The sequence below is a fragment of the Lyngbya sp. CCY1209 genome, assembly GCF_055795065.1.
Genome location: NZ_JAYFER010000259.1, coordinates 1 through 24,702 on the forward strand (window position 1 = coordinate 1; position 24,702 = coordinate 24,702).

16 protein-coding genes are annotated in these 24,702 nt (G+C 56.2%); 5 read left to right on the forward strand and 11 right to left on the reverse strand.

Going from position 1 to position 24,702, the window contains the following annotated elements:
• Positions 1 to 94: 94 nt before the first annotated feature.
• Positions 95 to 2,665 (reverse strand): CHAT domain-containing protein, encoded by a 2,571-nt coding sequence (locus AC0QHF_RS07090; RefSeq protein ID WP_324703497.1) that lies wholly within the window; start codon positions 2,663 to 2,665, stop codon positions 95 to 97.
• 376 nt (positions 2,666 to 3,041) lie between these two features.
• Positions 3,042 to 6,080, reverse strand: a complete 3,039-nt coding sequence (locus tag AC0QHF_RS07095) for an S-layer family protein (protein WP_324703498.1) — start codon at positions 6,078 to 6,080, stop codon at positions 3,042 to 3,044.
• A 653-nt stretch (positions 6,081 to 6,733) separates the two neighbouring features.
• Between AC0QHF_RS07095 and AC0QHF_RS07100 the strand changes: the two genes are divergently transcribed.
• Positions 6,734 to 8,203 (forward strand): NF038122 family metalloprotease, encoded by a 1,470-nt coding sequence (locus tag AC0QHF_RS07100; protein ID WP_324703499.1) that lies wholly within the window; start codon positions 6,734 to 6,736, stop codon positions 8,201 to 8,203.
• A 7-nt stretch (positions 8,204 to 8,210) separates the two neighbouring features.
• Here AC0QHF_RS07100 and AC0QHF_RS07105 read toward each other — a convergent pair whose 3' ends face one another.
• The gene (locus AC0QHF_RS07105; protein WP_324703500.1) at positions 8,211 to 10,727 is read right to left on the reverse strand and encodes an EAL domain-containing protein; all 2,517 of its coding nucleotides are present in this window, start codon (positions 10,725 to 10,727) and stop codon (positions 8,211 to 8,213) included.
• A 233-nt stretch (positions 10,728 to 10,960) separates the two neighbouring features.
• Here AC0QHF_RS07105 and AC0QHF_RS07110 point away from each other — a divergent pair, with 233 nt between their 5' ends.
• On the forward strand, positions 10,961 to 11,674 hold the full coding sequence (locus AC0QHF_RS07110; RefSeq protein WP_324703501.1) for a DUF928 domain-containing protein: 714 nt from the start codon (positions 10,961 to 10,963) through the stop codon (positions 11,672 to 11,674).
• A 64-nt stretch (positions 11,675 to 11,738) separates the two neighbouring features.
• On the opposite strand, the gene rlmB is transcribed toward AC0QHF_RS07110, so the two are convergent.
• The 4 genes from rlmB to carA all read right to left on the reverse strand — a co-directional run bounded on the left by rlmB (position 11,739) and on the right by carA (position 15,032).
• Positions 11,739 to 12,569, reverse strand: coding sequence for a 23S rRNA (guanosine(2251)-2'-O)-methyltransferase RlmB (gene rlmB / locus AC0QHF_RS07115; protein ID WP_324703502.1), 831 nt, complete (start codon positions 12,567 to 12,569; stop codon positions 11,739 to 11,741).
• Positions 12,570 to 12,825: 256 nt separating this feature from the next.
• Positions 12,826 to 13,176: a Mini-ribonuclease 3 gene (locus AC0QHF_RS07120; RefSeq protein ID WP_324703503.1), complete on the reverse strand. Its 351-nt coding sequence runs from the start codon at positions 13,174 to 13,176 to the stop codon at positions 12,826 to 12,828.
• Between the two features lie 156 nt (positions 13,177 to 13,332).
• Entirely contained in the window at positions 13,333 to 13,701 is a 369-nt protein-coding gene (locus tag AC0QHF_RS07125) for an STAS domain-containing protein (protein ID WP_324703512.1), read from the reverse strand.
• A gap of 152 nt (positions 13,702 to 13,853) precedes the next feature.
• A complete protein-coding gene (gene carA / locus AC0QHF_RS07130; RefSeq protein WP_324703504.1) occupies positions 13,854 to 15,032 on the reverse strand; it encodes a glutamine-hydrolyzing carbamoyl-phosphate synthase small subunit in 1,179 nt (392 codons plus the stop codon).
• Positions 15,033 to 15,696: 664 nt separating this feature from the next.
• Between carA and AC0QHF_RS07135 the strand changes: the two genes are divergently transcribed.
• Both AC0QHF_RS07135 and AC0QHF_RS07140 read left to right on the forward strand, forming a co-directional pair.
• Positions 15,697 to 16,758, forward strand: a complete 1,062-nt coding sequence (locus tag AC0QHF_RS07135; protein WP_324703505.1) for a pentapeptide repeat-containing protein — start codon at positions 15,697 to 15,699, stop codon at positions 16,756 to 16,758.
• 155 nt (positions 16,759 to 16,913) lie between these two features.
• Positions 16,914 to 17,495, forward strand: a complete 582-nt coding sequence (locus AC0QHF_RS07140; RefSeq protein WP_324703506.1) for a retropepsin-like aspartic protease family protein — start codon at positions 16,914 to 16,916, stop codon at positions 17,493 to 17,495.
• A gap of 124 nt (positions 17,496 to 17,619) precedes the next feature.
• Here AC0QHF_RS07140 and trpD read toward each other — a convergent pair whose 3' ends face one another.
• Positions 17,620 to 18,693, reverse strand: a complete 1,074-nt coding sequence (trpD, locus tag AC0QHF_RS07145; RefSeq protein ID WP_324703507.1) for an anthranilate phosphoribosyltransferase — start codon at positions 18,691 to 18,693, stop codon at positions 17,620 to 17,622.
• Between the two features lie 310 nt (positions 18,694 to 19,003).
• Here trpD and AC0QHF_RS07150 point away from each other — a divergent pair, with 310 nt between their 5' ends.
• The gene (locus tag AC0QHF_RS07150) at positions 19,004 to 21,763 is read left to right on the forward strand and encodes an FHA domain-containing protein (protein ID WP_324703508.1); all 2,760 of its coding nucleotides are present in this window, start codon (positions 19,004 to 19,006) and stop codon (positions 21,761 to 21,763) included.
• A 272-nt stretch (positions 21,764 to 22,035) separates the two neighbouring features.
• On the opposite strand, the gene AC0QHF_RS07155 is transcribed toward AC0QHF_RS07150, so the two are convergent.
• The 3 genes from AC0QHF_RS07155 to AC0QHF_RS07165 form a co-directional block, all read right to left on the reverse strand.
• Positions 22,036 to 23,160: a lipase family protein gene (locus tag AC0QHF_RS07155; protein WP_324703509.1), complete on the reverse strand. Its 1,125-nt coding sequence runs from the start codon at positions 23,158 to 23,160 to the stop codon at positions 22,036 to 22,038.
• Between the two features lie 23 nt (positions 23,161 to 23,183).
• A complete protein-coding gene (locus AC0QHF_RS07160; RefSeq protein WP_324703510.1) occupies positions 23,184 to 24,221 on the reverse strand; it encodes a lipoprotein N-acyltransferase Lnb domain-containing protein in 1,038 nt (345 codons plus the stop codon).
• A gap of 295 nt (positions 24,222 to 24,516) precedes the next feature.
• Positions 24,517 to 24,702, reverse strand: a 186-nt coding sequence (locus AC0QHF_RS07165) for a hypothetical protein (RefSeq protein WP_324703511.1), incomplete at its 5' end; no start/stop codon positions are given.

Sequence of the window (24,702 nt, forward strand, 5' to 3'; positions counted from 1 at the left end):
AATTGGGGGGAGAATTGGGGGGAGAATTGGGGGGAGAATTGGGGGGAGAATTGGGGGAGAAGGGGGGATTTCTCCGATTTGAACGGGGCAAATATTACAGCCAATTACCGACTAAAATGTAGGGACTCCAGTAAAAGGGATGATCGTAGAATTCATTGTTCAGTAATTCCAGTTGAGCCGCCCTCAAAGCTTCCGCTTTGGTGAGGTTCTTTTGATTCAAAAATCGGTAGAATTGACTCATCAACTCGCTGGTCGCCTGGTCGTTCACCGACCACAGGGTTCCGACCGTGCTGCGGGCGCCCGCCCTGACGGCCATTCCCGCCAGTCCCAAAGCGGCGCGATCGTCTCCCGAAGCCGTCTGGCAGGCGCTGAGAACCAGCAGTTCGATCGGATTGCGACCGTCGAGGGTTTTTTCGGTCAATAAGGTATCCAATTCGAGAATGCTGATGCGGCTGTCCCAGGCCAGAATAAAGGTTTCGTCGAGTTGGGAACTAAATTGACCGTGGGTGGCAAAGTGAACGATGGGATAGCTGGAATATTCAAATTCTTGTCTGAGGGATGCGCTGGTAAATTCCTGATTAAGTAGAATCTTACTCGACGTTTCCGCTTTGAGAATTTCCATTTCTTCTTCGACGTAATCTAAGGGGCTGAACCCCTGCCGTTCTTCCGTGAGTCCGGCCGCCAAAATCTGTAAATCTAACTGTTGGATGGAGCGGGCAGAAAGGAGTTGTAAGCCAGGTGTGACGGCGATATTGTAGGTTTCGATCAGGTAGTTTTCCCCGTCATAAAGGGTCGCGATCGGAATATTTCGCAGGGGACCATCTGGAACCAATACCAAGGTTTTAATTTCTTCCGGATTGAGGGGGTCGGCGAAGGGGCGGATCAGCCAATCGTAGAGTTGTCGTCCGGGTTGGAAAAATTGGCGGCGGGAGCGGATCACCAAACCTTTGGAGAGTCGGTCGATCGCATTTTCGACTTCGGAACTGGCGACGGGAATGCGACGGTGAATGAGGGGGCCGCGGGATGTGCGGAGAATGACTTCCAGGCGATCGCTCAAAATAATCGGATAAATCACCGCCGCCCGGGAATCGATTTCGTCGATCTTTCGGGGTTCTGCCACCACGCAAGCCGCCTGAAAAAAGTTATCCAGTTCGGCAACTTGCAGGGACTCCATCACGTTGATGGCGGCTGCCAAATTGTCCTGGCTGACGGACTCTCCCGGTGCCGAGTCGAGCAACAAACTCGCCAATTCCCGATATACGGGTTCGATGCTATTTTGAAAGGAGAACTGAAATTCTCGGCCCAAAGCGGCGATATCTTCGCTGAGGGAACTCAACAGGGTGACGGCTTCGGAATAGGCTGCGATCGCCTCTTGTTTCTGTCCCTGCAGCCCTTTGATGCGCCCCAACTGCCACAGCCAGCGGTAGGCGATATCCGGGGCATTGATTCCCTGGCTCAAAATTAGGGCGTCTCGGGTGAGGCGTTCGGCGAGTTGCAATTGTCGGGTTTCCTCGTAGACGTTTGCCAAATAACCCAGGGCGTAGGCTTCCGCCCGCCGATCGCCCAGTGCGATCGCCTGTTGGGCGGCGGTACTATAAAGATCGAGAATCATTTCCCTGGACGAGTTCGGTTCCGTCGCCCGTTTCCACGCCGACATGGCTTGTCCCAAATTGAGGCGAGAATAAATGTTCCGGTGACTCGAAGGGAGGCGATCGAGGTTTGCCAGGGTTTCGGGCAACAATTCCGCCACCGCTTCCCAATCTTCGGCATTCACCAAAAGGTCTAGTCGAGCCAATTCGATCGCCACTTGCTGGTTGAGGTCGGGAGACAAAGCGAGGGCTTGTTGATAATAATCGAAAGCAGTCGAAGCATCTTGGAGCGATCGCGCCACATTTCCCAAACCCAGCAAAGCTGATATTTGTTCGGAATTTAATTCCAAATCCAAAGCCACTGCCAACCCCCGCTCCAAAACCTCTCGGGCATCATTGGGGCGACTCAGGGTATTGAGGAGATTTCCCAATCGAATTAAGACCGTCGCCTGCAGGGGGGAAAGTTCTCGTTCCTGTAGGTCGGTATTCACGTCGGTGAGCACTTGCAGGGAGCGGCGAAACAGTCCGAGTTGCTCTAAGGCGGTCGCCTGATTGATTCGAGCTTGCAATACGCCGTCTCGATTCCGACTCCGGGCGTAAAATTTTTGGGACAACTCCCAATTGGCGAGGGCTTCTTCCGCGTTTCCCGTCGCCAAATTTAATTTCCCCTGGGTATTCAACGCTTGAGCCCGAACCGATGTTCCCTGATTGCCCGAATTTTGTAGCCAATTCAAACTCTCCTGCGTCGCCTCCCTCGCCTCCCGCCACAATCCCAACTGTTGATAAGCCAAAGAAAGGTTGCTCAACACCCGCGCCCGAGAAATGGGATATCCCTCGGTTTCGTAGATAGTCGCCGCGGATTTCCAGATCGCGATCGCCCCTTCAAAATCCCCTAGTTCGTAGCGATCGCGCCCCTGCTGTTCCTGTCGCACCCCGTCCTCCACTTGGGCGACCACCTCCGTTTCCGCCCCCGCAATTTTGGCAGTGGCGGGCGATCGGATGCCATCCGACAGGAGGAGACTAGCCGACAAACCCAACAAAACTAAAAGGCTAACAATTGAAGGACGACTGTTCATAATTCAATTAATAATTAACAATTAATAATATCGAATCCGGTAAATACCCAGAAGTCAAAGCCAATTCCGGCTCCCCCCTTGAAAAGGTGGGCTGGGGGGGGATCGAGGGGGGGCGGGTAAATAACCGGATCTGATATATAGCAGTTTTCGATCCAATACGATACGGACGATCCCCCTAAATCCCCCTTGAACTCCCCCCTTACAAAGGGGGGGTAGGGGGGGATGGGGACTTTGAATTTGCCAGCGTACCTCACAGACTTGAAAATTGCTGTCATTAACAATATTCAGATATCGCGTCAATCTAACAATCCGCAACGCAAACAAAAACGACTTATCCTTCACAACATTATCTTTCATAATTATCAATTATCAATGATTAATTGTTAATTGTTCGACATTGAGGAGCCAGCCAGGGGATGGAGACGGGTTGACCGGAGGCGTGGGCGACTAGGATAACTTTACCATCGGGATGGACGACCCATCCTCGGGCTTCGACGGGAGGAGCAATAGAAGTCTTGGGGGGCGATGCTTCGGTGTTGCGGGTTGTGACGGAATCTCGTTCTTCTAATGCAATTTCGCCCAAGTCTTCTAATGGTGTCTGAAAACTAGAAACGTCGGACGGGTTGGGGGGCAGGCCGCCCCGGCCGGTGATGATGAATCGGTTGTCGGCAAATCCGGGAACCTGGCGGCAGTCTTGGGCGACGAGTCGGGTGGGGTCGATGGGGCGATCGGGCAGATCCGCCAAACCCTGATTCGGGTCGGTGTCGGGGTTGTTGACGGTGACGACCCCATCCACCCCGAAGGCGGAACTGACGGTCATATCGCTCAGGGGGGTGGGTTGTTCTCGGAATTCGATGCCGAAAATCCCCTCGGCGGTGACATCGATGTTGCCCCCCCGGCCGAAAAAGGCGTTGGCGGTGATATCGCTATTTTCCTGGGGGAGGGCGAAGAGATACTGGGTGACGATATCGATGTTGCCGCCATTTCCCCGGCTGCTGGCCAGCCCCGCCGTTGCTGAGATGGTACTGCCGCGGCGCAATTCCAGGGTATCTCCCACCTGGAGGTTGAGATTTCCCCCGTCGTCCGAGGCGGTTTCGGCGGTGATAGTCGCGCCGCGGTCCAAGTTTAAATTGGGGGTGGCGACACTGATATTTCCCCCCGAACCCAAACTGCGACCTTCGGCAAAGATACCGCTGCGGAAAAAGCCGTCGGCGGAGGTTCCGGTCAGTTCTACCTGTTCGGAAGCGCTGACGGTGACGGTGCCCCCCCGGCCGAGGTTTTGGCTGGAGGCGGAGATACGGGCGCCGTCGGAGATTTGCAGTTGTCCGGTTCGGACTCGGATGTTGCCCGCCCGGGCTGTCCCTTCCCCGGGGCGATCGGGGGTTCCGGTGGAGGTGAATAATCCGCTGGGACTTTGGGTGTCGGCGGAGATGCCGGCGAGTCGAACCGATTCCGAAATCACGTCGATGGTTCCCCCGGGAGCTTCGCCGAGGGTTGCTGCGGCGATCTGCGCCCCGCCGCCGACTCGGAGTTCTCCGGTTTGGAGGGTAATGTTGCCCCCGCTTCCGAGTCCTCCGGTGGCGCTGGAAATGGTCGCCCCGTCCCCTTGTAGGTTCAATTGATTGGTATTGAGGACGATGTTGCCACCCCGACCGGTTGCTTCGGGTTCGACTTGACTCAATAAGCCCGTACTGATTTGATCAGGCTGGAGATTTCCCTGGATGTCGATGCGATCGCGGGCGGTGATGGAAATGGTTCCGGAAGGAGCTCCCGAACCCCCGTCCGCCGTGCTGGTATTGATTCGGGCGCGATCGCGGATTTGCAACACTTCCGTTTCGATGGCGACATCACCGCCTTTAGCCGTACTTCCCGGTTCCACTCGGGTCGTGATGCTGCTGGGCGTGCCTTCGCGGGAAACGCCCTCTATATTAATTTCCGTTGCCGAGATCCGCACGTTCCCCTGGAGTCCAGATGTTGAGGTGGAAGTGGATGTGGCGATTCCGGCTCCGCCTTGGATGTTGAGTTGTCCCGTATTGACAACAATATTGCCGGGAGTCCCTCCGGCACCGGTTTCTGTAATCAAACGGCCGAGATTGCCCCGCAATTCGATCGCCTCGGAGACATTGACGGTGAGATTCCCGGTATCGCCGCCGCCCAAACTGTTGGCGCCGATCTGGGAATTGTTGACCCCCAACCGCCGCGCTTCGATGGTGACATCTCCCCCCTGCCCCGATCCTCGGGTTTCCGTTCCCATCAGCGCGAAGTTATCGACTTGGAGGAGATCGGTTACAACTGCCAAATTTCCGCCCCGTCCGATTCCTTCCGTTTCCGCCGCCACCTGGGTGGGGGTGGGTGGGGTGTCGGGGGGACTTCCCGGCGGAGGCAACAATCCGTTGCGGACGTTCACCGTTTCCCCTCGGAGACGAATATTTCCCCCCGCGACCGGACCCGAGGTGATGGTTTGGACGGCCGAGCCATTTTCAATTGTCAAAACGCGATCGGCGTGGAGGGTGATGTCGCCCCCCGGTTGAGTTGCCATCGGGGAGGGCGCGACGAAGATTCCGGAATTGTCGATCGCGATCGTATTTCCCCGCAGTTGAATATTTCCCCCCCCATTCGGTCCGCTGGCATCGAGCAAAGCCTCCTGGAGTCGAATCGCCTGTAAATTCTGCCCAGGTGCATACCGGAACTCAAATCCCTGGGGATGGGGCGTCAAAGCCACGCGCCCCCCGCCGCCGACGCTCCCCACCTCAATGCGTCCGTCCGGCGCCGCCAATGCCGCCCCCTGCAACGTGACATTTCCCCCCACCAGGGCGAACGTATTGCCCTGGGGAATCCGGTCGGGCGGCCCGGGCAATCCCGCCCCCCGGACTAAAATCGGGCCGGGATTTTGTCCGAACTGGAGTCCGAGGGGGACGTTGACTCTCAACAGGGGCGGTTGGGGATTCGTCGCGCTGAACTCCCCGCCATTGTCGAAAACCAGGCTATCTGCGGTGGTGGCGACGAAGGCGCCCCCGACATTCAAACTGGCGTTGGGGCCGAAAACGATCCCGTTGGGGTTGAGGAGAAATAGATTGAAATTGGGCGAACCCCCCGCGGCTTCGATGAATCCTTCGATCGCTGAAATTGAGGAACCCGTCACCCGGCCGATGACGTTTTGAATGGCGGGATTGTCGTTGAAAAAGACCGCCCCCCCGACTTCGGGAACGGAAAATTCCCGAAAACTGTGGAAGAGGTTCGGTCCGGCTTCCGTTCCCCCGGTGATGCCGTAGATGTCGGGTTCGAGGGGGACGACGACGGTGTTGTTGGGAGTCAGGGTGCTGTCGGCTTGGATGGGTTGGCCGTGGGCGGGGATGGCCGACAGCAGGCAGGATGATAACACCCCGAACACCAGGCGAGTCGTAGAGTTCGGCATTCGAGATTGTCCTCCCTTGAATTCGTCGGGCATGGGATTCGCATTGAATTCTAAAGGGAAGTATATCAAAAAAGAATAGCCGTCTGACTTCGAGAGTCCGGAAAGCGATCGCCCCCTTCGGATGCCGAAAACCGGAATGTCAGGGTTGATATCGCAGTTCGCGGCTCCGGCATCCGCCGTTTTTGAAGCTTTGATGAAGAATCCTTCTGTTCCATAAGGTTACGGTAAAAACTCTGGATTTTTACGGAAAATTGCGGTTTTTTTATGTCACTAATATCGAAATTTTTATCATTTTTAAAAATCGGGTTAAATTGTTAAATTTTCGCCCGATATGGGGTGCGCTGGCCTGGTGACACGCGGGGAATGATCAATCTCCCTACTCCCGATTCCCTTTGATAAGTTTTGTAACTATAGGAGCGCGTACTGCTATATATAGCAATGATCGCTCGTGTGTTTACATTTCTGTTTGGGGGGCAGGACTCGAAACTTCCATGTAAAGGCGGTTTCTATTCCCTACACCCGTTGCCCTGAGCGCAGTCGAAGGGCTACACCCTACACCCGCGCGTAGCGCTATATGGGGTGCGGATCGACCTTTTTTTTATCTACAATAAAGAAGTAAAACCAGTTATTAACCGTAACAAACGTTATCCAGAATGAGCCAACTAAAACCGAAGATCCAATTGAAAAAGATACCGTTACATCTGCTTTGTGTCGTTTCGGGTATCGCCCTGGCCGCCCCGGTGCGGGCCGCAACTTTCAACTTCATGCACGATTTCGGAACCTCTCCGGAAATTGTTGACGCTTTCGATCGCGCCGGCGACATTTGGTCTTCCATCCTCTACGATGATGTCGAGGTCAACATCTTCGTCAAGTACGACCAGATGGCGAGCGATACGGTGTTGGGGGGGGCCCGTCCCGAGATGGTGGAAGTCGGCTACAACCAATATCTGAATCACACCTTCCGGGATATCACCTCGGAAGACGATCTGAGGGCGTTCAAAAATTTGCAGTTCGACGCGGACGACACCGGGATCGCGACGATCCTCGACCGGTTCGGCTTGGCGGATATCTCCCAACTCACCCTCAGCCAAGTTCTCAGGCTGAACCGGGAGGCGATCGCATTGAGTACCGAAACCTTCGGAATGTTGCGCGATCGCACCGACGGCAGCGGAACCGTCCTCGACGACAACGGCAACGCCAACAACCGCACCATCTGGCTGACAAGGGCTAACGCCAAAGCCCTGGGACTGATGCCCGGTTACGATAACACCGTCGCCTTCGACTCCGAGATCGCCATAAACAGCAACGTTCTGAGCAACTCGGACATTTGGGATTTCTCCCGGGTCTACAATAATAATGTCGCGATCGCCAACGGCAAACTCGACTTCATGAGCGTCGCCCTCCACGAAATCGGCCACTCCCTCGGCTTCGTGAGCGGTATCGACACCGCCAATATGCTGTACATGATGGCTGAGAGCGGCGAGGGGGCGCCCGTTCAGGAAACCGACCTCACGTATGTCAGCACCCTGGATCTGTTCCGCCACTCCGAAACCAGCCGAGAGGCCAACGTATTTGACTGGACCTGCGGCACCGGGAAGTATTTTTCCCTGGACGGGGGGGCAACCAACCTGGGGAACTTTGCCGGCGGCGTGAGCGCCAGGGGGGACGGCTACCAAACGAGCCACTGGCAAAAACAGGACAATTCCCTGGGAATCATGCACCCCACCCTCCAAAAAGGTCAAATCCTGGATATCAGCGCCATCGATCGCCAATTGCTGGACGTGACGGGGTGGGATTTGGATTTGTCGAACCTGAGTCGCGGCAATGGCCCGAATCGGACGACGCAAGGCAAGCGGGGAACCGACACCCTGATGAGTTGGATGAGCAGTTGGTGGAATAGTTGGACAACTGGTAGTTGGGGTCCCTGGTGGATGGAATTCGATGGGGACAATAAACCGACTCAGTATTACTCGACCCTTGATGATGCGATCGCCCAACCTTCGGCAGAGTCCGCGAGCGGTGAAGCGGTGTCCGTACCGGAACCGACCTCGGTGATGGGACTCCTCGGTTTGGGAGCTTTGGGCCTCGGTGCCCTGCACAAGCGCCACAGCCGACAGTCGTAACCGATTCTCAGGGACATGGGGAATCATGGATGCGAGTCAACAGTTCTTCTACGGCGGTGACGGGTAAAGGTTTTGAGAAATAGTATCCTTGTCCGTATTCGCAGTTCAGGGTCCGAAGAACTTTAACATTTTGCTCTGTTTCGATTCCTTCGGCGACCACATCCATCTTCAGATTGTGTCCGAGCATGATAATGGTTTTGACAATATCGGTATTTTCCCGGCTCTCGTCCATGCGGCGGATAAAAGATTGATCGACTTTCAGGGTATCCATCGGGAAGCGGTGCAGGTAACTCAGGGAGGAGTAACCGGTTCCGAAATCGTCCATGCTGAGTTTGATTCCCAGGGTTTTTAATTGTTCCAACAGTGCGATCGCCTCATCTACGTCGTCCATAATCGTACTTTCGGTAATTTCCAATTTGATAGACTCGCGGTTGACACCGCTGCGGTCGAGGATGCGATCGACGCACCCCACCAAGTTAGCCTGGGAGAGTTGGCGGGTGGAAAGATTGATGCTCAAAACGAAAGGGGGAATTCGGGGATATTTTTCGTGCCATGCGGCGAGCTGGCCGCACCCCTCTTCCAGAATCCACTCCCCCAAGGGAATAATTAACCCGGTGTCTTCGGAAAGGGGGATAAATTCTCCCGGGGAGACGAATCCCCGTTTGGGGGAGATCCAGCGCACCAGGGCTTCAAATCCGACGATCTGCTCCGTTCTCAGGTCGATGATGGGTTGGTAATGGAGCTGAAATTCCCGGTTTTTGATAGCCTCTCTCAAATCCGACTCCAACTCCAACTGCTGCAGAGCCCGGGTGTGCATGGTGGAGATAAAGACTTCGTAGCGGCCGTGACCGGACGCTTTGGCTCGATACATGGCGGTGTGGGCATCCCGCAGCAGGTCTGGGGCCGCCAATTCTTTCGAGCGGGGGCTGCAGGCGATGCCGATGCTGGCGGTGGTGTAGGTTTCCTGGCCGTCGAGATCGAAGGGGGCGGCGAGGGTTTTTTGCACCCGGTGGGCCACGGCGATCGCCTCCTCGCTATTTTCTACGCCGGAGATGAGAATCGCGAATTCGTCTCCCCCCACCCGGGCCAAAAAGGTTTGGGGGGGCAGGCAGGTTTTGAGACGCCGGCTCGTCGAGAGGATCAGGCGATCGCCGATGTGATGTCCGAATCCCTCGTTGATGATTCGGAAGCGATCGAGGTCTAAAAACAACAGGGCGATTTGGGCGGTTTCGGCGGTTTCGGTGCGGCTCAGGCGCCGGATCTGTTGGGTGAGCAGGGTCCGGTTGGGCAAATCCGTCAGCGGGTCGTAGGACAGGCTGTAGAGGACTTTGTAGGCTAGGACGATGCCGGCGGTGGCCGCCAAGCCCAGGGCGGGAGGAACCAGGGGAATCCAGCCCGTTTGCGTGAACGCGAAAAAGCAAATCACCCACAGGGCGATCGCACTCGCCCCCCCCAACAATGCCAGGGACAGGGGGCGATCGAACCGCATCGCCAAACTTCCCCCTAGAACCGACCAACCCCACAACCACAAGATCTCGGCCCACTGCGGCCAGAACCAAAACAGGGATTTTCCGTCCAGGACGACATCCAGAATTTGGCTCGCCATCTGGGCGTGGATCAAGACCCCCGGCATCCTGTAATCGTCCGTCTTCGCGGGGCTGTAGGGGGTGGGATAGAGATCTTTCAAACTCGGGGCGGTCGTACCGACCAAAATGGCTTTGTCCCGAATCCACTCGGAGTCAAAATTCCCTTCCAACAGTTCGGTTAGCGTGATGATGCGGGCGATCTGTTCGGAGCGGTAGTCGATCAAAATTTGTCGCCCTTTGACTTCCGAGGCGGGCAGTTCGTAGCCACCGGCGTTGTCTTTCAGGGTGGGAAAGGTGGTGTTGCCGAGTTGGAGAAAGTCCGCTCCGAGGAGGATGGGGACGGGGCGATCGAGCCGGGATTCCAGGTATTTTTGGCTGACTTTCAACGCGAATGAGTAAAGTTTTTCTCCCTTGTATTCGACGTACATCAGGTTGCGGCGGACCGCATTGTCGAAGTCGATCGCCAGGTCGTTGAAACCAATTTTTTCGGGCCGGACCGATGGGGGGGGCCCGACGACGCCGACCTGTTCGATGGCGATGGCGTTGTCGGCTTTCAACTGTTCGACCAACTCGAAGTGTCCGGGGGGTTGGGGGACGTCGCGGTACAGGTCTAAACCGATCACTCTCGGTTGATAGCCCTGTAGTTTAGCTAGAGCCCGGGCGATGGTGCGATCGGGCAACGGCCAGGTCTGCTCGGCTCGGATATCGGCTTCCGTGATGGCGACGACCGTCAACCGGGGGTCGGGGTCGCCGTCGCCGTGCAGCCGCACCATGCGATCAAAGGCCTGCAATTCCACCGACTCGAGGATGCTAAAGGAGCGAATCACCCAGATGGCGGAGGTACTCAACAGGCTGGCCAGCAAGACGGTGGCGACTTGCTTCGTCGAAAGGTTGCCGACATTTTCTCGCCGATGACGGTTGCCCGAAGTATCCGGCAACAGAGATCTAATCTTGACTAAAACTTGAGCAAACACGGCTATTATTGAAGGATTTTGCAAAAATTAGAACGGTCGCACCTCCGGGTCTCCCTCCGGATTGACCGGACATCAATTCCGATCAATTGTGTTCGCCTTCTCTATCTTCATGTTCCGTAATTTTACTGATTTGGGAGAGCAAAGCGCTTTGATATAATTAATCTGACAGTGAATCAGGGATAAATTCGGTTAAGCCTATGTTATTCAACCCCATATGGAAAGCCGCCGCCGCCCCCATCGGTGTCATCTCGTTGCTGACCCTGTTTCTGGCACTCCCGGGCGCCGAATCTGTTCGAGCCGACGACGACATACCCGGTCGGCGGGCGGGTGGCGGAACCCGCAGCGGCAACCCGAGTTGTACCTTCAATCGAACCCCTTTGATGGCGGTCGTACCGGAAACGGCGACGGGGTTGACGGCTCAAAGTTCTCCGACGCTTTATTTCTATTTACCTCCGATGGAGGCGAAACAGGTGGCGGAGTTTGTACTGCTCGACGGCACTGATGACGCGATCGTTTATGAGGAGACCCTGCACATCGGAGAAAAATCGGGGATTATCGGTGTGACGATTCCTTCAAATCGGACGGATTTCGAGCTAAAAACCGATCGCGATTACCAGTGGTATTTTTCGATTGTCTGCGATCCGGAAGACCGCTCCGGAGATGTGGTCGTCGAAGGCAGAATTCGGCGGACTGATTTGGAGCCGACTCTGGTCACTCAGTTGAATCAAAAAACGCCGTTGGAGCAAGTAGACCTGTATTTGAAAGCCGAACTTTGGTACGATGCCCTGTCAATCTTGGCGCAATTACAGCCCGATCGCGGTGACGATCCGGCGGTGTCGGCGGCTTGGAACCAATTACTCCAATCGGTCGATTTGGGAGTGTTGGCCCGAGAACCGGTTCTCCGACCTTAAGTTGAGTTTAGCAAACTTATTGGAGAGTTCCCCGACTGCGGGATAGTGCGATCGCGCCTCAATCTCAATCCGCACCCCGTTGGCGAAACAGCTCGTACAGGGCCATGCCGGTGGCGACGGAGACGTTCAAGCTCGGGGTCGCCCCCCGCAGGGGAATGGAAACGAGGAGGTCGCAGTTTTGGGCGATGCCTCGGCTGAGTCCCTCCCCTTCGCTCCCCGCCACCAGCACGGCGGCACCGGTCAAATTGACGGTGTGCAGGGGCGGGTACTCTCCCGCTGCGGTGCCGTAGACCCAAAATCCTGCCGATTTCAGTTCCGTCAGTGCCCGGTTGAGATTGACGACCCGGGCGACCGGAAAGGTTTCCAAGGCGCCTGCGGCCACTTTCATGACGGTGGCGTTCACCCCCACGGCCCGCCGCTGGGGCAGGATCAAACCTTGGGTCCCCATCGCTTCTGCTGTCCGCACGATCGCCCCGAGGTTGTGGGGGTCGGTCACGCCGTCCACGGCTACCAGCACGGGTTGGGAAGTGGCGGATTGGGCCCGGGCGATCAGGGTTTCCAAATCCCAATATCGGTAGGGGGTGACTTGGGCGGCGATGCCCTGGTGGTTGGCCCCCCGGGTGATTTGGTCGAGGCGTTGGTGGCTGGCGCCATCGATGATCGCGCCCCGGGCTTTGGCTTCTTGCAGCAGGGGTTGGAAGCGGGTGTCGGACCGCAGTTGGGAGATCGCCCAGATTCGATTCAGGGAGCGCCGATTTTCCAAGGCCGCCAGGACGGTGTGGCGCCCGTAGATGAGATCGTCCTCGGGGATGTCGCCGGCAGGGCGGCGGGGCCGGGAGGGGGCGGATTGGCCCCGGTTTTCGGAGGGGCGGCGGGAAGGTGGGCGGGGTGTCATAAGTCAATAGTCAATAGTCAATAGTCAATAGTCAACAGTCAACAGTCAACAGTCAACAGTCAACAGTCAACGATATAGCGCGGCGCGCGGTCCTCGAGAATCGAGACTCGGGAGTCGGGACAACTCAAAGCCCCTTAAAAATACCTTTTGATTCCGAAAAATCTCCCTCTTCTCCCGGTCGCTTCCTCTGCTTCCTCTGCTCCCTCGGCCATTTTTTGGGGGAAAATGAAACGGCCCGGGTTTAACGGGGAGGCTCTCAATCGATTTCGAGGTCGAGGTGGCCGAGAAGTTCTTCTAGGCGGGGGCGGTCGGTCAAGTACAGGTAGCCCAACAGGGCCTCCAGGCTCGTCGCTTTCTGGTAGGTTTCCGCGTCGATGCGTTTCGGGCGGCGGAACGTCGCGTTGCGGCCGAGCCTGACGATTTCGAGTTCGGCGGGGGTGAGGTGGGATGCGAGGGCGTCCAGGTGGCGGGCCTGACTTTCGGCCCGGACTTGGTTGACCACCTGGCGGTGATACAGTTGCGATCGCTTCGGGGGCATCAGGTAGAACCGACGCACATACAATTCGTAGACGGCATCTCCCAAATAGGCCCAGGATGCAGGTGACAACTGCCGAACCTGCTCCGGGGTCAAGGTCGCATCCGAGAATCCCCTCAAATCCGACATCGGCACCAGGCCCCCCCGAACTCCGTCGCGCACGCAGAACCGACGGGGAGCCTTCTCCTCGTCGGCGTGCTGACAAAAAGCTGAGTCAACCCGTCCAGCTTAACCGTCTTTGACATTCTCCACGGCCACTTGAACTGAAGGCTGCAGAGATAGAAATTTTTCCAAGCGAACCAGTTTCACGGTTTGGGTTACGCGAGGATTAGAAACAATTTGTAAAGTTCCCCCGTTAGTCTGGGCTTTTTTGACGAGTTGTACCAGAGCGCCCAAACCGGAACTGTCTACAAAGTCTATCTGGGACAAGTCCAACACGATGTGTTTGGGTCCATTGTCGATACACTTGGACATCTCCTTCCGGAATTTACCTTCTGAGAAGGCGTCCAGCAATCCGGTCAGACGAAATAGTTGATAATTCTCTTGAACGTCTCGAGTCCCTCTGAGGCTAACGGTCAGGTTTAGTTGCTCAGGAATAGCCCCCTCCTAACTTGATAGCACGTATACTGCCTCACCAGTATAGTTTTTTTTGCGGCAATTGTCTAGAATCAGTCCGTGGCGAAATGGATTCTGGGGGAAGGGCGCAAGGGGGCGGCGCAGGTGGGGAGCCGCCCCCATTTGGCTCGGACTCAAGACTCCGAACTGACGGCTTTGCTTTTGCTGTTTTCCATTTCTTGGATGAAACGCTCGAACAGGTAGTCGGCATCGTGGGGGCCGGGGCTGGCTTCCGGGTGGTATTGGACGGAAAACAGGGGCAGGGACTTGTGTTTCAATCCGGCCACGGTGCGATCGTTGAGGTTGAGGTGGGTAATTTCCACCCCGTCCGACAGGGAGTCGGCGTCGATGGCGAACCCGTGGTTTTGGCTGGTGATTTCCACCTGGCGCTTCAGGCCGGCGGGTTGATTTAACCCCCGGTGGCCGAACTTGAGTTTGAAGGTTTTGGCGCCGAGGGAGAGGCCGAGAATTTGGTGGCCCATGCAGATGCCGAAGACGGGTTTGTTGCTTTGCACCAACTGTTGGGCGGTGGCGATGCCCTCGGTCACGGCTGCCGGGTCGCCGGGGCCGTTGGAGAGGAAAATGCCGTCGGGTTCGTATTTGAGGATGTCTTCGGGGGGGGTGTCGGCGGGGACGACGATGACGCGACAGCCGTAGCTGGCGAGGCGGCGGAGGATGTTGCGCTTGACGCCGAAATCGATCGCGACGACGGTGTAGCGGGGTGTGGCGGGTTGGTTCTCGTCTGGGGATTGGAGGCTGGGGCTGAATTCCCAGACGGTTTCCGTCGGGTCGGACCACTCGTAGACTTCGGGGGTGGTGACTTCCTTAACCAAGTTGAGTCCGTCCATACTCGGCGCCTGCTGGACTCGGGACAACAACTCGCCCGGATCGAGGATTTCGGTGGAGATGCCGCCGTTCATGGCCCCAACGGTGCGGAGTTTGCGGGTCAGGGCGCGGGTGTCGATGCCGTAGATGCCGGGGATGTGGTGTTGTTTGAGATAGTCCGAGAGGGATTGTGTCGATCGCCAGTTACTCGGGCGGGTGCAGATGTTGCGGGCGATCGCGCCGAGTACCTGGGGCCGGGAGGATTCTTCGTCTTCTGGGTTGACCCCGGTGTTCCCCAATTCGGGATAGGTGAACGTCACGATCTGGCCGCAGTAGCTGGGATCGGTGAGCACTTCCTGGTAGCCCGTCATTCCGGTGTTGAACACCACTTCGCCGACGACCGTACCGGGGGCGCCGAAGGACCAACCGCGATAGGCGGTGCCATCGACGAGAACGAGCAGAGCCGGTTGAGCAGAGATAAGCGACATGAAACCCAATTGCTATTGCTTTGTGAAAATACTCCATCATTTTGCCAGACAACGGACGAGAGCGGCGATCGACTCGCGGCTCCTGTTGTCGTCGCATGACAATTTTTGCCCCGTGGCCTTCCCGACGGACGGATCATTTTCCGATCACGGCGATTATGTGATCGCGGACACAACATAATTATTAAATTTTTATTAAATCAACAGAGAGGCGGAAGGAGGAGCGATCGATTTTGATAGAAAAATTGAAAATTTCCTTAAATTTTGGAATTCCATCTTGTGGAGTATGGCGATCGCCCGTAGGGGTGCTACACTTGACCTAAATTTTTGTATGGAATCTCAACCAATAGCTGTTATCGGACTTAGAACAGTTCTAACTCAATTCCAACCGATTCGGGCGATCGCGAGCCCCTCAATTAGCCGTCATCATTCTGACATCTCAGCACCTCAGAATTGGGAGTCCCAACTGTCTGCAACATTCGATGCCCATCGGTACGGTACGGAATTCGGGGGGACAGTCCGATCCGCTCTCGACGGCGAGAGATACGCATCAAATGATGGTGTCAATCCCGACCCCAAATCGTCCCGCGACAACCGGCGGGCAAGCGACATCTTTGGTGCGATGTGACTCCCGTAAACTTGCCCAATTGACAACACGGTTCAAGCTATGGATGCCAGAGAACTGAATGCCGCAGAACGACTAGACCAATATATTTCTGGGGACAGAAACTTCAGAGGTGTCCACCTGTCCAGAAATCTCCTGGACGCCGATGCCAACGGGGGAAATTCCATCTCGGCTGTAGAGTGGGGAGTCCTGCAACTCGGCGAGAGGATACGACGGGTCGGCATCGATTTCGGCAACGCCGACCTGGCCGGCACCCACCGGGGTTGGGCTAATCTCACCCGGGCGAACTTGGAAGGCGCGAACTTGAGCGGCACCAACCTGAGTGGAGCCGACCTCAGCGACGCGAACCTGCGGCGGGCCGATTTGAGTGAGGCTGACCTCCGGAATATCAACCTGAGTCGGGCCAACCTTTCCGAGTGCAACATGGCTCGGGCGCTCCTCACCGATGCCAAGCTGGCTGAAGCGAATCTGAGTCGGGTCAACCTGGCGAAAACCAATACCGGCGCCAACCTGATGGAAGCCGACCTGCGGGGCGCCAATCTGAATCGAGCCAATTTGCGCGGTGCCAACCTGACGGGCGCCTACCTGAATTCGGCCACCCTGGTGGAGGCGGACCTTCACCAGGCGAACCTGACGGGCGCCAACCTCAGCCGTGGGAACTTGAGCAAAACCTATTTGCGGGGGATCTGTCTCAAGGGGACCTGTCTGACTCAGGTGAATTTCAGCGGGGCGGACTTGGCGGGGGTGGACTTGAGCCAAAAGTTGCTGACGGGTATCAACTTCGCTGGCGCTTATTTGAGCGGGGCGACCTTTGCGGGTGCGCTGTTGATGGAAGCCCAACTCAATTCCGCCAACTTGAAGGCCGCGAATTTCAAAAAAGCCTGTTTGATCGCCGCCGACCTACAGCAGGCCAATTTGGAGCGGGTCGATTTTCGGGAAGCCAATTTGACGGGCGCCAATTTGACGGGCGCCAATTTGACGGACGCCGACCTGCGAGACGCGAATCTGCGCTCGGCGAACTTGACTGGAATTCAATTCAAAGGTGTACGGCTGGCCGGGGCCGTCCTTCCCAACGGAAAAGTTTGCCGACCCCCAAAACGATGAGCGTCCGGGCTGTTTTTTGACGGCAAACGGAGGCGGGCGGCACTGGGCAGGCATCGGCTAAAATTGAATCAGAATAGCGATGCCCAAACCCGCACCTCGAAACAGGTGGGGGTCAAAGAGCGATCGCGGCCATCACTCTCATGCCAAACCCCGCCATGAACGCTCAATCTCATTTACCGCTCCGGGTGCTGAGTGTCCCTATCGCCCTGAGTTTGTCCCTGTTGGGGATCTCCGGCGCGATCGCCCAGGAGCATCCCGGCTGTTTCGCCCAGACGGAATCGGGCCGGGTGATCAATCTCGATGAGATCTGCAACTTTCCGGAAATGGAAACTCCCCTACCCGGTACGGCGGCTCTGCCGGGGGAGACGGGGGTGTTTCAAGCCCAGATTCTGCGCCGCCAGGCGGGAATTCCCGTGATTCAGGTCGTTTTCAACGGCCGTCAACCCTTCGAGATGATGGTCGATACGGGGGCCAGCGGCACGGTGATCACCCCGATCATGGCCGAAGTGTTGGGTGTGATTCCGACGGGGCGGGGCTTGGCTGACACCCCCAGCCAAAGGGGGGTGGAATTCGAGGTCGGTTTGGTGGATTCGATCGAAGTCGGGGGGGCGACGGCTAACAATATCGCCGTCGCGATCGCCCCCGCTTTGGATGTGGGACTGTTGGGACAGGACTTTTTCGGCGAGTACGATGTCACGATCAAGGAGGATGTCGTCGAGTTCCGTACCCGAGGGTAGGGAGTAGGGAGTAGGGAGTAGGGAGTAGGGAGTAGGGAATCGTTTTTTGACTTTTGACTCTTCATTTCTCACTCCTCCCCGAGAGGAATCTAAAATCTAAAATCTAAAATCCCCATCCGCCCATTTATCCTTTTAAGAATTGCACCAATTCCTGCAATTTTGACCAGGCGGCTCCGCTGTCGAGGATGTCGCGGGCGAGGGCGAAGCCTTTTTGGTGGGCGAGAAGGGGGACGGCCCCGGCGACCTGGAGGGCGAGGGAGGCGTTGAGGGCGACGGCATCCCGTTGGGCGGGGGTGCCTTGGCCTTGCAGGACTCGGGTCAGAATTTCCATATTTTCGGAGAGTTCTCCGCCTTTGAGGGCGGCGAGGGGGGCGGGTTCGATGCCGCATTCTTCGGGATGGAGGAGCGATCGCTTCACTTGCCCTCCCGAGAGGATCGCCAAATCGGTGGCATCGCCCAAACCCGCCTCGTCCAGGCCTTCCCGGCCGTGTACGACGATCGCCGTCTCCATGCCCAGGTGTCCCAGAGCGGCTGCGATCGCGTCCAAAACGGTGGGGTCAAATACGCCGATGACTTGGGCTTTCGGACGCAGGGGATTCACCAGGGGCCCGAGCAGGTTGAACACCGTCCGTACCTTCAGGGTTCGCCGCATCGGGGCCACGGCTTTCATCGCCGGATGCCAGCCCGGGGCGAATAGGAAGGTGATGCCCACCGCATCGAGGGCGGCGCTCACCTGTTCCGGGTGGGCGGTCAAATTCACGCCCAACCCCTCCAAAACGTCGGCCGAACCCACTTTGCTGGAGGCGGAGCGGTTGCCGTGCTTGGCGACTGGAACCCCGGCGGCGGCGGCGACGAAGGCGACGGCGGTGGAAATGTTGAAGGTGGAGGCCCCATCTCCCCCGGTTCCGCAGGTGTCGATGGTGGGATATTGAAATTGGGCGGACGTTTCCGGGGGGGACGGGAGGCTTTCGGAGAGGGACTGGGCTTGCAATACGGAGGCCATGCCCGCCAGTTCTTCCCCGGAGATGCCTTTGGTTTGCAGGGCGATCAAAATGGCCCCCGAGAGGACCGGGGGTATGGACTCACTCAACCATCCTTCCATCAACATCGAGGCTTGGGTGGTGGAGAGGGACTGATGTTCGAGCAGTTGTTGGAGAAGTTCTGACCAGATCTCGGTACCTGTAGCAGGGTGGCTCATGGGGAAGCAGGTAGAAGTTGGGATGTGAATTTTTCGATCTTATCATTCGGGCAGGTCGGAAGGAAGTGCGATCGGTGGTGGTGTCCAGCTCGTCTTTTTTGAGGGTTCAATCTCTCGGTCGGGGGTCGAACCGACAGCAAATTTTAAAAATGATTAAGTTTAAGAGGCGAGGGAAAGATTCGGAATTATGATTGGTAATGTCAGTACCCAGGTCAATAGTTTCGGTTCTTTTGTGGTCAAAATACCGGGGTGAAGCGGACTTGTCTCGCTTCCCGATTTTTACTATTTTCAGCTCCACGGGTGAAGTCCAATGAGTATTTTAAAACCCAGTGCAAGGCTCGAAATTCGAGGGAGTACATCGGTTCGAGAATTTCCCCTCGACGGCGAGCCGACATCGATCGGGCGATCGCCTGACAATATGATCGTGATCGACGATCCGAGCGTTTCCCGACATCACGCCCAAATTCAAGCGGAGGGCGATCGCTACCTGATCGTCGATCTCGGCAGCACCCTCGGCACCGAGGTGAACGCTGTCAAAATTTCCCCCCATTCTCCCCATCCTTTGGTGGACTGTGACATCATCCAGATCGGAAATACCCAATTAAAATTTGGCCTCACTTCTCTGGCGACGGCCCCCACCCAAGTCTCCGCTTCCGCCGAGGAAGACGCCACGGAGGTCGTCTCCCAACTTCCAGAAAAACAAGGGACATTGCTCAGTTGTGTTCTCGACTTGCGGGGGCGAGATCTCCTCACTATCGGCCGGGATGAGAGCAATGATACGGTGGTCAACCACCCCTCCGTCTCCCGCCACCACGCCCAGATCGCCCGCCAAAATGGTTCGTTTATCCTGACGGACTTGAATTCGACTAACGGCACTTTTGTCAACGGCAAACCCGTCACCGGCGATCGCACTTTGATGGTGGGGGACACCATTCGCATCGGGCCCTGTCGCTTCACGTTCAACGTCGATGAAACCCTCGTCCAAGTCAACGAAGAGGGCAACCTCCGCCTCGATGCCCTGCACCTCAACAAACAGGTGTCCAAAGAGGTCAACCTGCTCAACGATATCTCCCTGTCCGTCCAAGCCCGGGAATTTGTGGTGGTGGCGGGGGTGAGCGGCGGGGGAAAATCGACCCTCCTCGACGCCCTCAACGGCTTCCGTCCGGCGACGGGGGGCCGGGTGTTGGTGAACGGGGAGGATCTGTACAAAAATTACAACGCCTACCGCACGGAAATTGGCTACGTCCCCCAAAAGGATATCGTCCACATGGAGTTGACGGTCGCCCAGGCCCTCGACTACGCGGCTCAGTTGCGGATGCCTGCGGATACGACGGTGGCGGAACGCCGGAAGCGGGTGGATGAAGTCCTGCAGGAACTCGGCCTGTCCCACCGCCGGGATGTCGCCGTCAAAGCCCTGAGTGGCGGGCAACTGAAGCGGGTGTCTATCGGGGTGGAGTTGCTGACGAAGCCGAGTTTGTTCTTTTTGGATGAGGCGACGTCGGGACTCGATCCGGGGACGGAAGCGGATATCATGAACCTGCTGCGGAACCTGGCGGACCAGGGCCGGACGGTGCTGTTGATCACCCACGCCACGGACAACGTGATGCTGTGTAATATGGTGGTGTTTTTGGGGGCTGGGGGCCGGGTGGCCTATTTCGGCCCGCCCCAGGAGGCGCTGGATTATTTCGGGGTGCAGCGTTTTAATGAAATTTATCACAAGGTGGAACGGGAGCGATCGCCCGAGGAATGGCAGCAGGATTATCTCAATTCTTCCCAGTACCAAAGATTCGTGGCGCAACGACAGCAGTCGTTGGACGTTCAACAGTCGGAAACGAGTCGCACCCGCCCGTCCAAACAGGCTCCCGCTGCCCAGTTGAAGCGGGTGTCGGGTTGGCGTCAGTTTTTAATTCTCTCTAAGCGGAATTGGGCGATTTTCATGCGCGATCGCGCCAGTTTGATTTTGATGTTGGCGATCGCGCCGATTCTGGGGATACTGGATTTATTGACCTGGAATTCCGAGATGTTCGACACCACGGAGGGTGACTTCGGCCAGGTGATTACCATGTTATTCGTCACCGCTTTGGTGGCGGTGATGGTGGGCAGCATCGCCACGATGCGGGAAATCGTCAAAGAGGCGGATATTTATCGCCGGGAACGCACCATCGGCTTGCAGATTTTGCCCTATATTTTGTCGAAGGTTTGGATCGCGTTGATCTTCGCGTTATATCAGGCGGCGATCTTCCTGATCTTCAAGTTGTTTGCCATCAATATTCCCGGAGACATTTCCGTTTACGGGGCGATGTACGTCACCTTGCTGTTGGCAACGATGTCGGGGATGGTGATGGGATTGTTGGTGTCGGCGATTTCGCCGAACCAAAATATCGCCCCGCTTTTGACCATTATATTTTTGGTCCCTCAAATCACGTTCGGCGGGGGGATGTTGCCTATCAATACCTTCGGTTTGCCGGGGAAAATGATCAACAATTTGACGCTGACAAAATGGCCGTTTGAAGCTCTGGTCACGATTACGGGGGCGGGACAAGATGTGGCGGCGGATGCCTGCTGGCAGTTGTCCGAAGCGGAACGGGATGCCCTGACGGAGGAACAAAAACAGGATTGCTCCTGCTTCGGCCCGAGCTTGTTTAAGGAATGTAATTTCCCCGGCATTTTGTCGAAGTACAATCCGGCCGTAGATGAAGATCAACCGCCCAAACCGGAAGATCCGGGGGACCCGCCGGAACAGCCGACCCGACCGGATACCCAGTCCTATGAAGCCCAGGAGGAGTATGAGGAGGAGATGGACCAGTATCAAGCGGATATGGAGGCTTATCAGGAGCGGGTGGACGAGTACAAAACGGCGATCGACGAGTGGCAGGATCAGTATGGAGATTGGCGGGGAAATTATGAGGGGGCTTTGGGCGAGGCGGAAGGTACGATCGAGCGGTTTAACCGGGATTACGGCTCTATGTTTGACGTGAATGTTGGCAAATATTGGGGGATTAATCTGGGCTTTATCGGCGCGATGTTCGCCTTTTTAGTGGTGGTTCAAAAGCGCAAAGATGTGATTTGATTTAAAGTTGAGGAAACCCCCCCGGCTTCCCTTTTTTGGAGGGGTTTGATGGCGATGGTAAATAATTGTCTCGCCCCCAAACCCCCAATTCTGGGGGCTTTCTTGCCCCCAAACCCCCAATTCTGGGGGCTTTCTTGCCCCCAAACCCCCAATTCTGGGGGCTTTCTCGCCCCCAAACCCCCAATTCTGGGGGCTTTCTTGCCCCCAAACCCCCAATTCTGGGGGCTTTGAAACGGCAAATTTTTGGCTTTTTTCGGTATCATCAGATTTTTTTACCACAGGGGGCGATCGCCCTGACCCGAGCGATATCGTTGGTAGTAATAGCGATAGCTGTGGGTGTGGATGGCGACTCGTTCTTGGAGGATTTCTCGGGCTAAATTGAGGGCATCGGAGGTGAGGTTTTCCGAGGGGGAAGTTTGTCGCCGTTGTTCCAGGATGAGTAACTGTTGTTTCAGTTGGTTGAGGCGATCGCTGGCTGGGGCGTGAATCAATTTTCCGAAGGGAACGTAACCCAAGGTATCGTAGATGGGTTTCATTGGGGAACCGTCTTCATAGATCAACATATCTCCTCCGGTTTCGACGCGGGTAATGTTGGGAATTAGATCGGGATATTGGGTGATAAAATCTGATGTGGCGACGGGTCCAGAACCGAAGACGATCGCCTGTATATTTTGAGGAGAAACTCCCGCATCTACTAACAGGGCGGCGTAGAGGATGGCACATCCCCCCAAGCTGTGCCCCGTCACCAACACTTCTACGTCCGTTTGGGGGTCGGCTTGGAGTCGCAAAATGTCCGCGATCGCCGTTTGGGAGGTTTCGTCCTGGAAAACTGAAGCCGCATAATCCCGAAATCCCCGGTGAATTAACACGCCGGCATCGCGGTAGAGATGTTCGGGTAAGGCGGACAGGGCGGCGGCGATATCGTTGGGATCTTCCAACTTCGGGTAAACCCCTTTAAATGCGATGAAAAATTTCGCTTTTTGTCGGCCTTGGGATTCGCTATTTTGGGGACGGATGAAAACGGCATAGCCTCCGAACACCTGATCTGCTTCGACGATGAAAAAATCCGACAGTTTCAGGCGTTTGTTGACGACTTGAACGGCGTTCGGTTCGGTTCCGTACAGTTGGGCGATCGCGCCGATTATGGATTGATATTTGGCTCGATTATGGGTGATTTCGCCGTCAAATAATTCGTAAATTAAATCCGTGGTGAGGTGGGCGGCTTTTCCGATGGTTTCACAGTCTGCGGTCGGCCCCGACCTGCAGATCGCCTCGAATTCGGGCGATTGAATGGCGGGAACCGCGCCGATTTCTTGCGATCGCGAGGAAATAGCCGGATAAAAAAGGAAAATTCCGGCGATTAAAATTGAGGATAAAGATAGAGATTTGGGTCGCATCGGTGGGTTTTATCTGTCCTTCACTACCACAGCCGTTGTCCGGCGTTCAACTCCTGATTGAGATCGGCGATCGTCGGCCCCAGAAGGCCGCGGCGTTTCAGGGCGTTGTGGGAAATGGTGGGGATGTGGTCTTGCAAAAATTGCCACTGGGTTTCATCTAAAGTATCGGCTAAAAATTGGGCGATTTCTTCTGGATCTAACGTGCCATTTGCGATCAACATCGAGATCTGATCTCCGGTGGGGGCGTTGATGAAAATTTCCTCGATATCCGAGTTGGCGGGCGGGTTGTAGCCGGTGGTTCGATCTAAGAGTCGGAAGACTTCGCTGGTACAGTTGCGATCAAAAGAATGGTACATCCGACTGAGTCCGGCTCGCTCACTTTCGGCGATCGCATTCAGGAGTAATTGGTGATTTTGAGCGGGTGTCAAATTGAGCTGGATCTGTTCGACGCGGTGGCCGTCAACTTGGATCATGCGTTGGGCTCTCGCTTCCAAAGAAACCAAGCGGTAGGCGATCGCGAAGTTGTCAAAAAATCCGGCAACTAAATCGAAATTACCCCCCACAACTGGGACGGCTTCCACCGACAAAACCAAGTCGGAAATTTGGGTGGGAGACTCCCCAGAATTGGGAACTTGGGGAATTAAAATGACTTCCGAACCGGGAGAAAAGCGAAACCGAAGCTGGGCGTGGGCGGCAAAAATCGGATGTTCGAGTTGGTAGATGACGGTTTCTACCCCGTCGGCGGGAATTTGAGCCACCCAAAACCGATCGCGGTGGCTGACGTTCGCCACGGCGATCGCTTGGGGAGGGATGCCATATTCGGCGGCTTCGGCGGGGGAGAGGCGGCGAACCGATCGCTGCTGGCAGGAGTTGATACACTGTCCTTGGTAGGTTCCCCGCGGCATTTTGGGTTTGGGATCGAAGCGATCGCCGGGGTGACATCCACAGTCCGAACCGGGAACCATCGGCTCCGCTTTCGCCACTTCCGATCCCCCGGAAGCCAGTAGGAGAACTGACGCGAATGCCAGCAACTTGATCCCGATGATTGGGCGATCGTTCATGGTGACAGCCTCCCGGTAGACTGTTTTAATTATACCTGCAAAAGGGGCAGTTTTTTTGATTTTTTCAAATTGTTAATTTTCCTAAATTATTTCAAATATTTTGGGCGAGGAAGTTGAACGGCGATCGCCTACTTACCTTAACCCGTTCGGGGGAAGCTGGGGATGGTGGGACGGCCTAAAATCGGGGCAAGTGTTTAAATAAATTCATGTTATGTTTTACAAATCTTCTCATTCCGTCCATCAAGTCGCGATGTCTTTGGGGTTGGGCTACCTCTTCACGGTGCTGGGCTTAATGTTATGCCTTCATGTCGTCCAGAATGGCGTACAGCCCGAAAATTCGAGGGCTTTTGATATCGAAATGCGAAATCGGTGATGCCTGCAGTCCGACGATGAAAATTGTCGGCCCCCCAAACCCCCAATTCTGGGGGCTCGGAAAATTGTCTGGCCCCCAAACCCCCAATTCTGGGGGCTCGGAAAATTG

Coding starts and splice junctions, on each gene's coding strand:
- trpD (WP_324703507.1), bottom strand. CDS start 18,693: ATGAGCCACCCTGCTACAGGTACCGAGATCTGGTCAGAACTTCTCCAA.
- AC0QHF_RS07135 (WP_324703505.1), top strand. CDS start 15,697: ATGGATGCCAGAGAACTGAATGCCGCAGAACGACTAGACCAATATATT.
- AC0QHF_RS07155 (WP_324703509.1), bottom strand. CDS start 23,160: ATGCGACCCAAATCTCTATCTTTATCCTCAATTTTAATCGCCGGAATT.
- AC0QHF_RS07095 (WP_324703498.1), bottom strand. CDS start 6,080: ATGCCGAACTCTACGACTCGCCTGGTGTTCGGGGTGTTATCATCCTGC.
- AC0QHF_RS07160 (WP_324703510.1), bottom strand. CDS start 24,221: ATGAACGATCGCCCAATCATCGGGATCAAGTTGCTGGCATTCGCGTCA.
- AC0QHF_RS07110 (WP_324703501.1), top strand. CDS start 10,961: ATGTTATTCAACCCCATATGGAAAGCCGCCGCCGCCCCCATCGGTGTC.
- AC0QHF_RS07150 (WP_324703508.1), top strand. CDS start 19,004: ATGAGTATTTTAAAACCCAGTGCAAGGCTCGAAATTCGAGGGAGTACA.
- AC0QHF_RS07140 (WP_324703506.1), top strand. CDS start 16,914: ATGAACGCTCAATCTCATTTACCGCTCCGGGTGCTGAGTGTCCCTATC.
- AC0QHF_RS07100 (WP_324703499.1), top strand. CDS start 6,734: ATGAGCCAACTAAAACCGAAGATCCAATTGAAAAAGATACCGTTACAT.
- rlmB (WP_324703502.1), bottom strand. CDS start 12,569: ATGACACCCCGCCCACCTTCCCGCCGCCCCTCCGAAAACCGGGGCCAA.
- AC0QHF_RS07090 (WP_324703497.1), bottom strand. CDS start 2,665: ATGAACAGTCGTCCTTCAATTGTTAGCCTTTTAGTTTTGTTGGGTTTG.
- carA (WP_324703504.1), bottom strand. CDS start 15,032: ATGTCGCTTATCTCTGCTCAACCGGCTCTGCTCGTTCTCGTCGATGGC.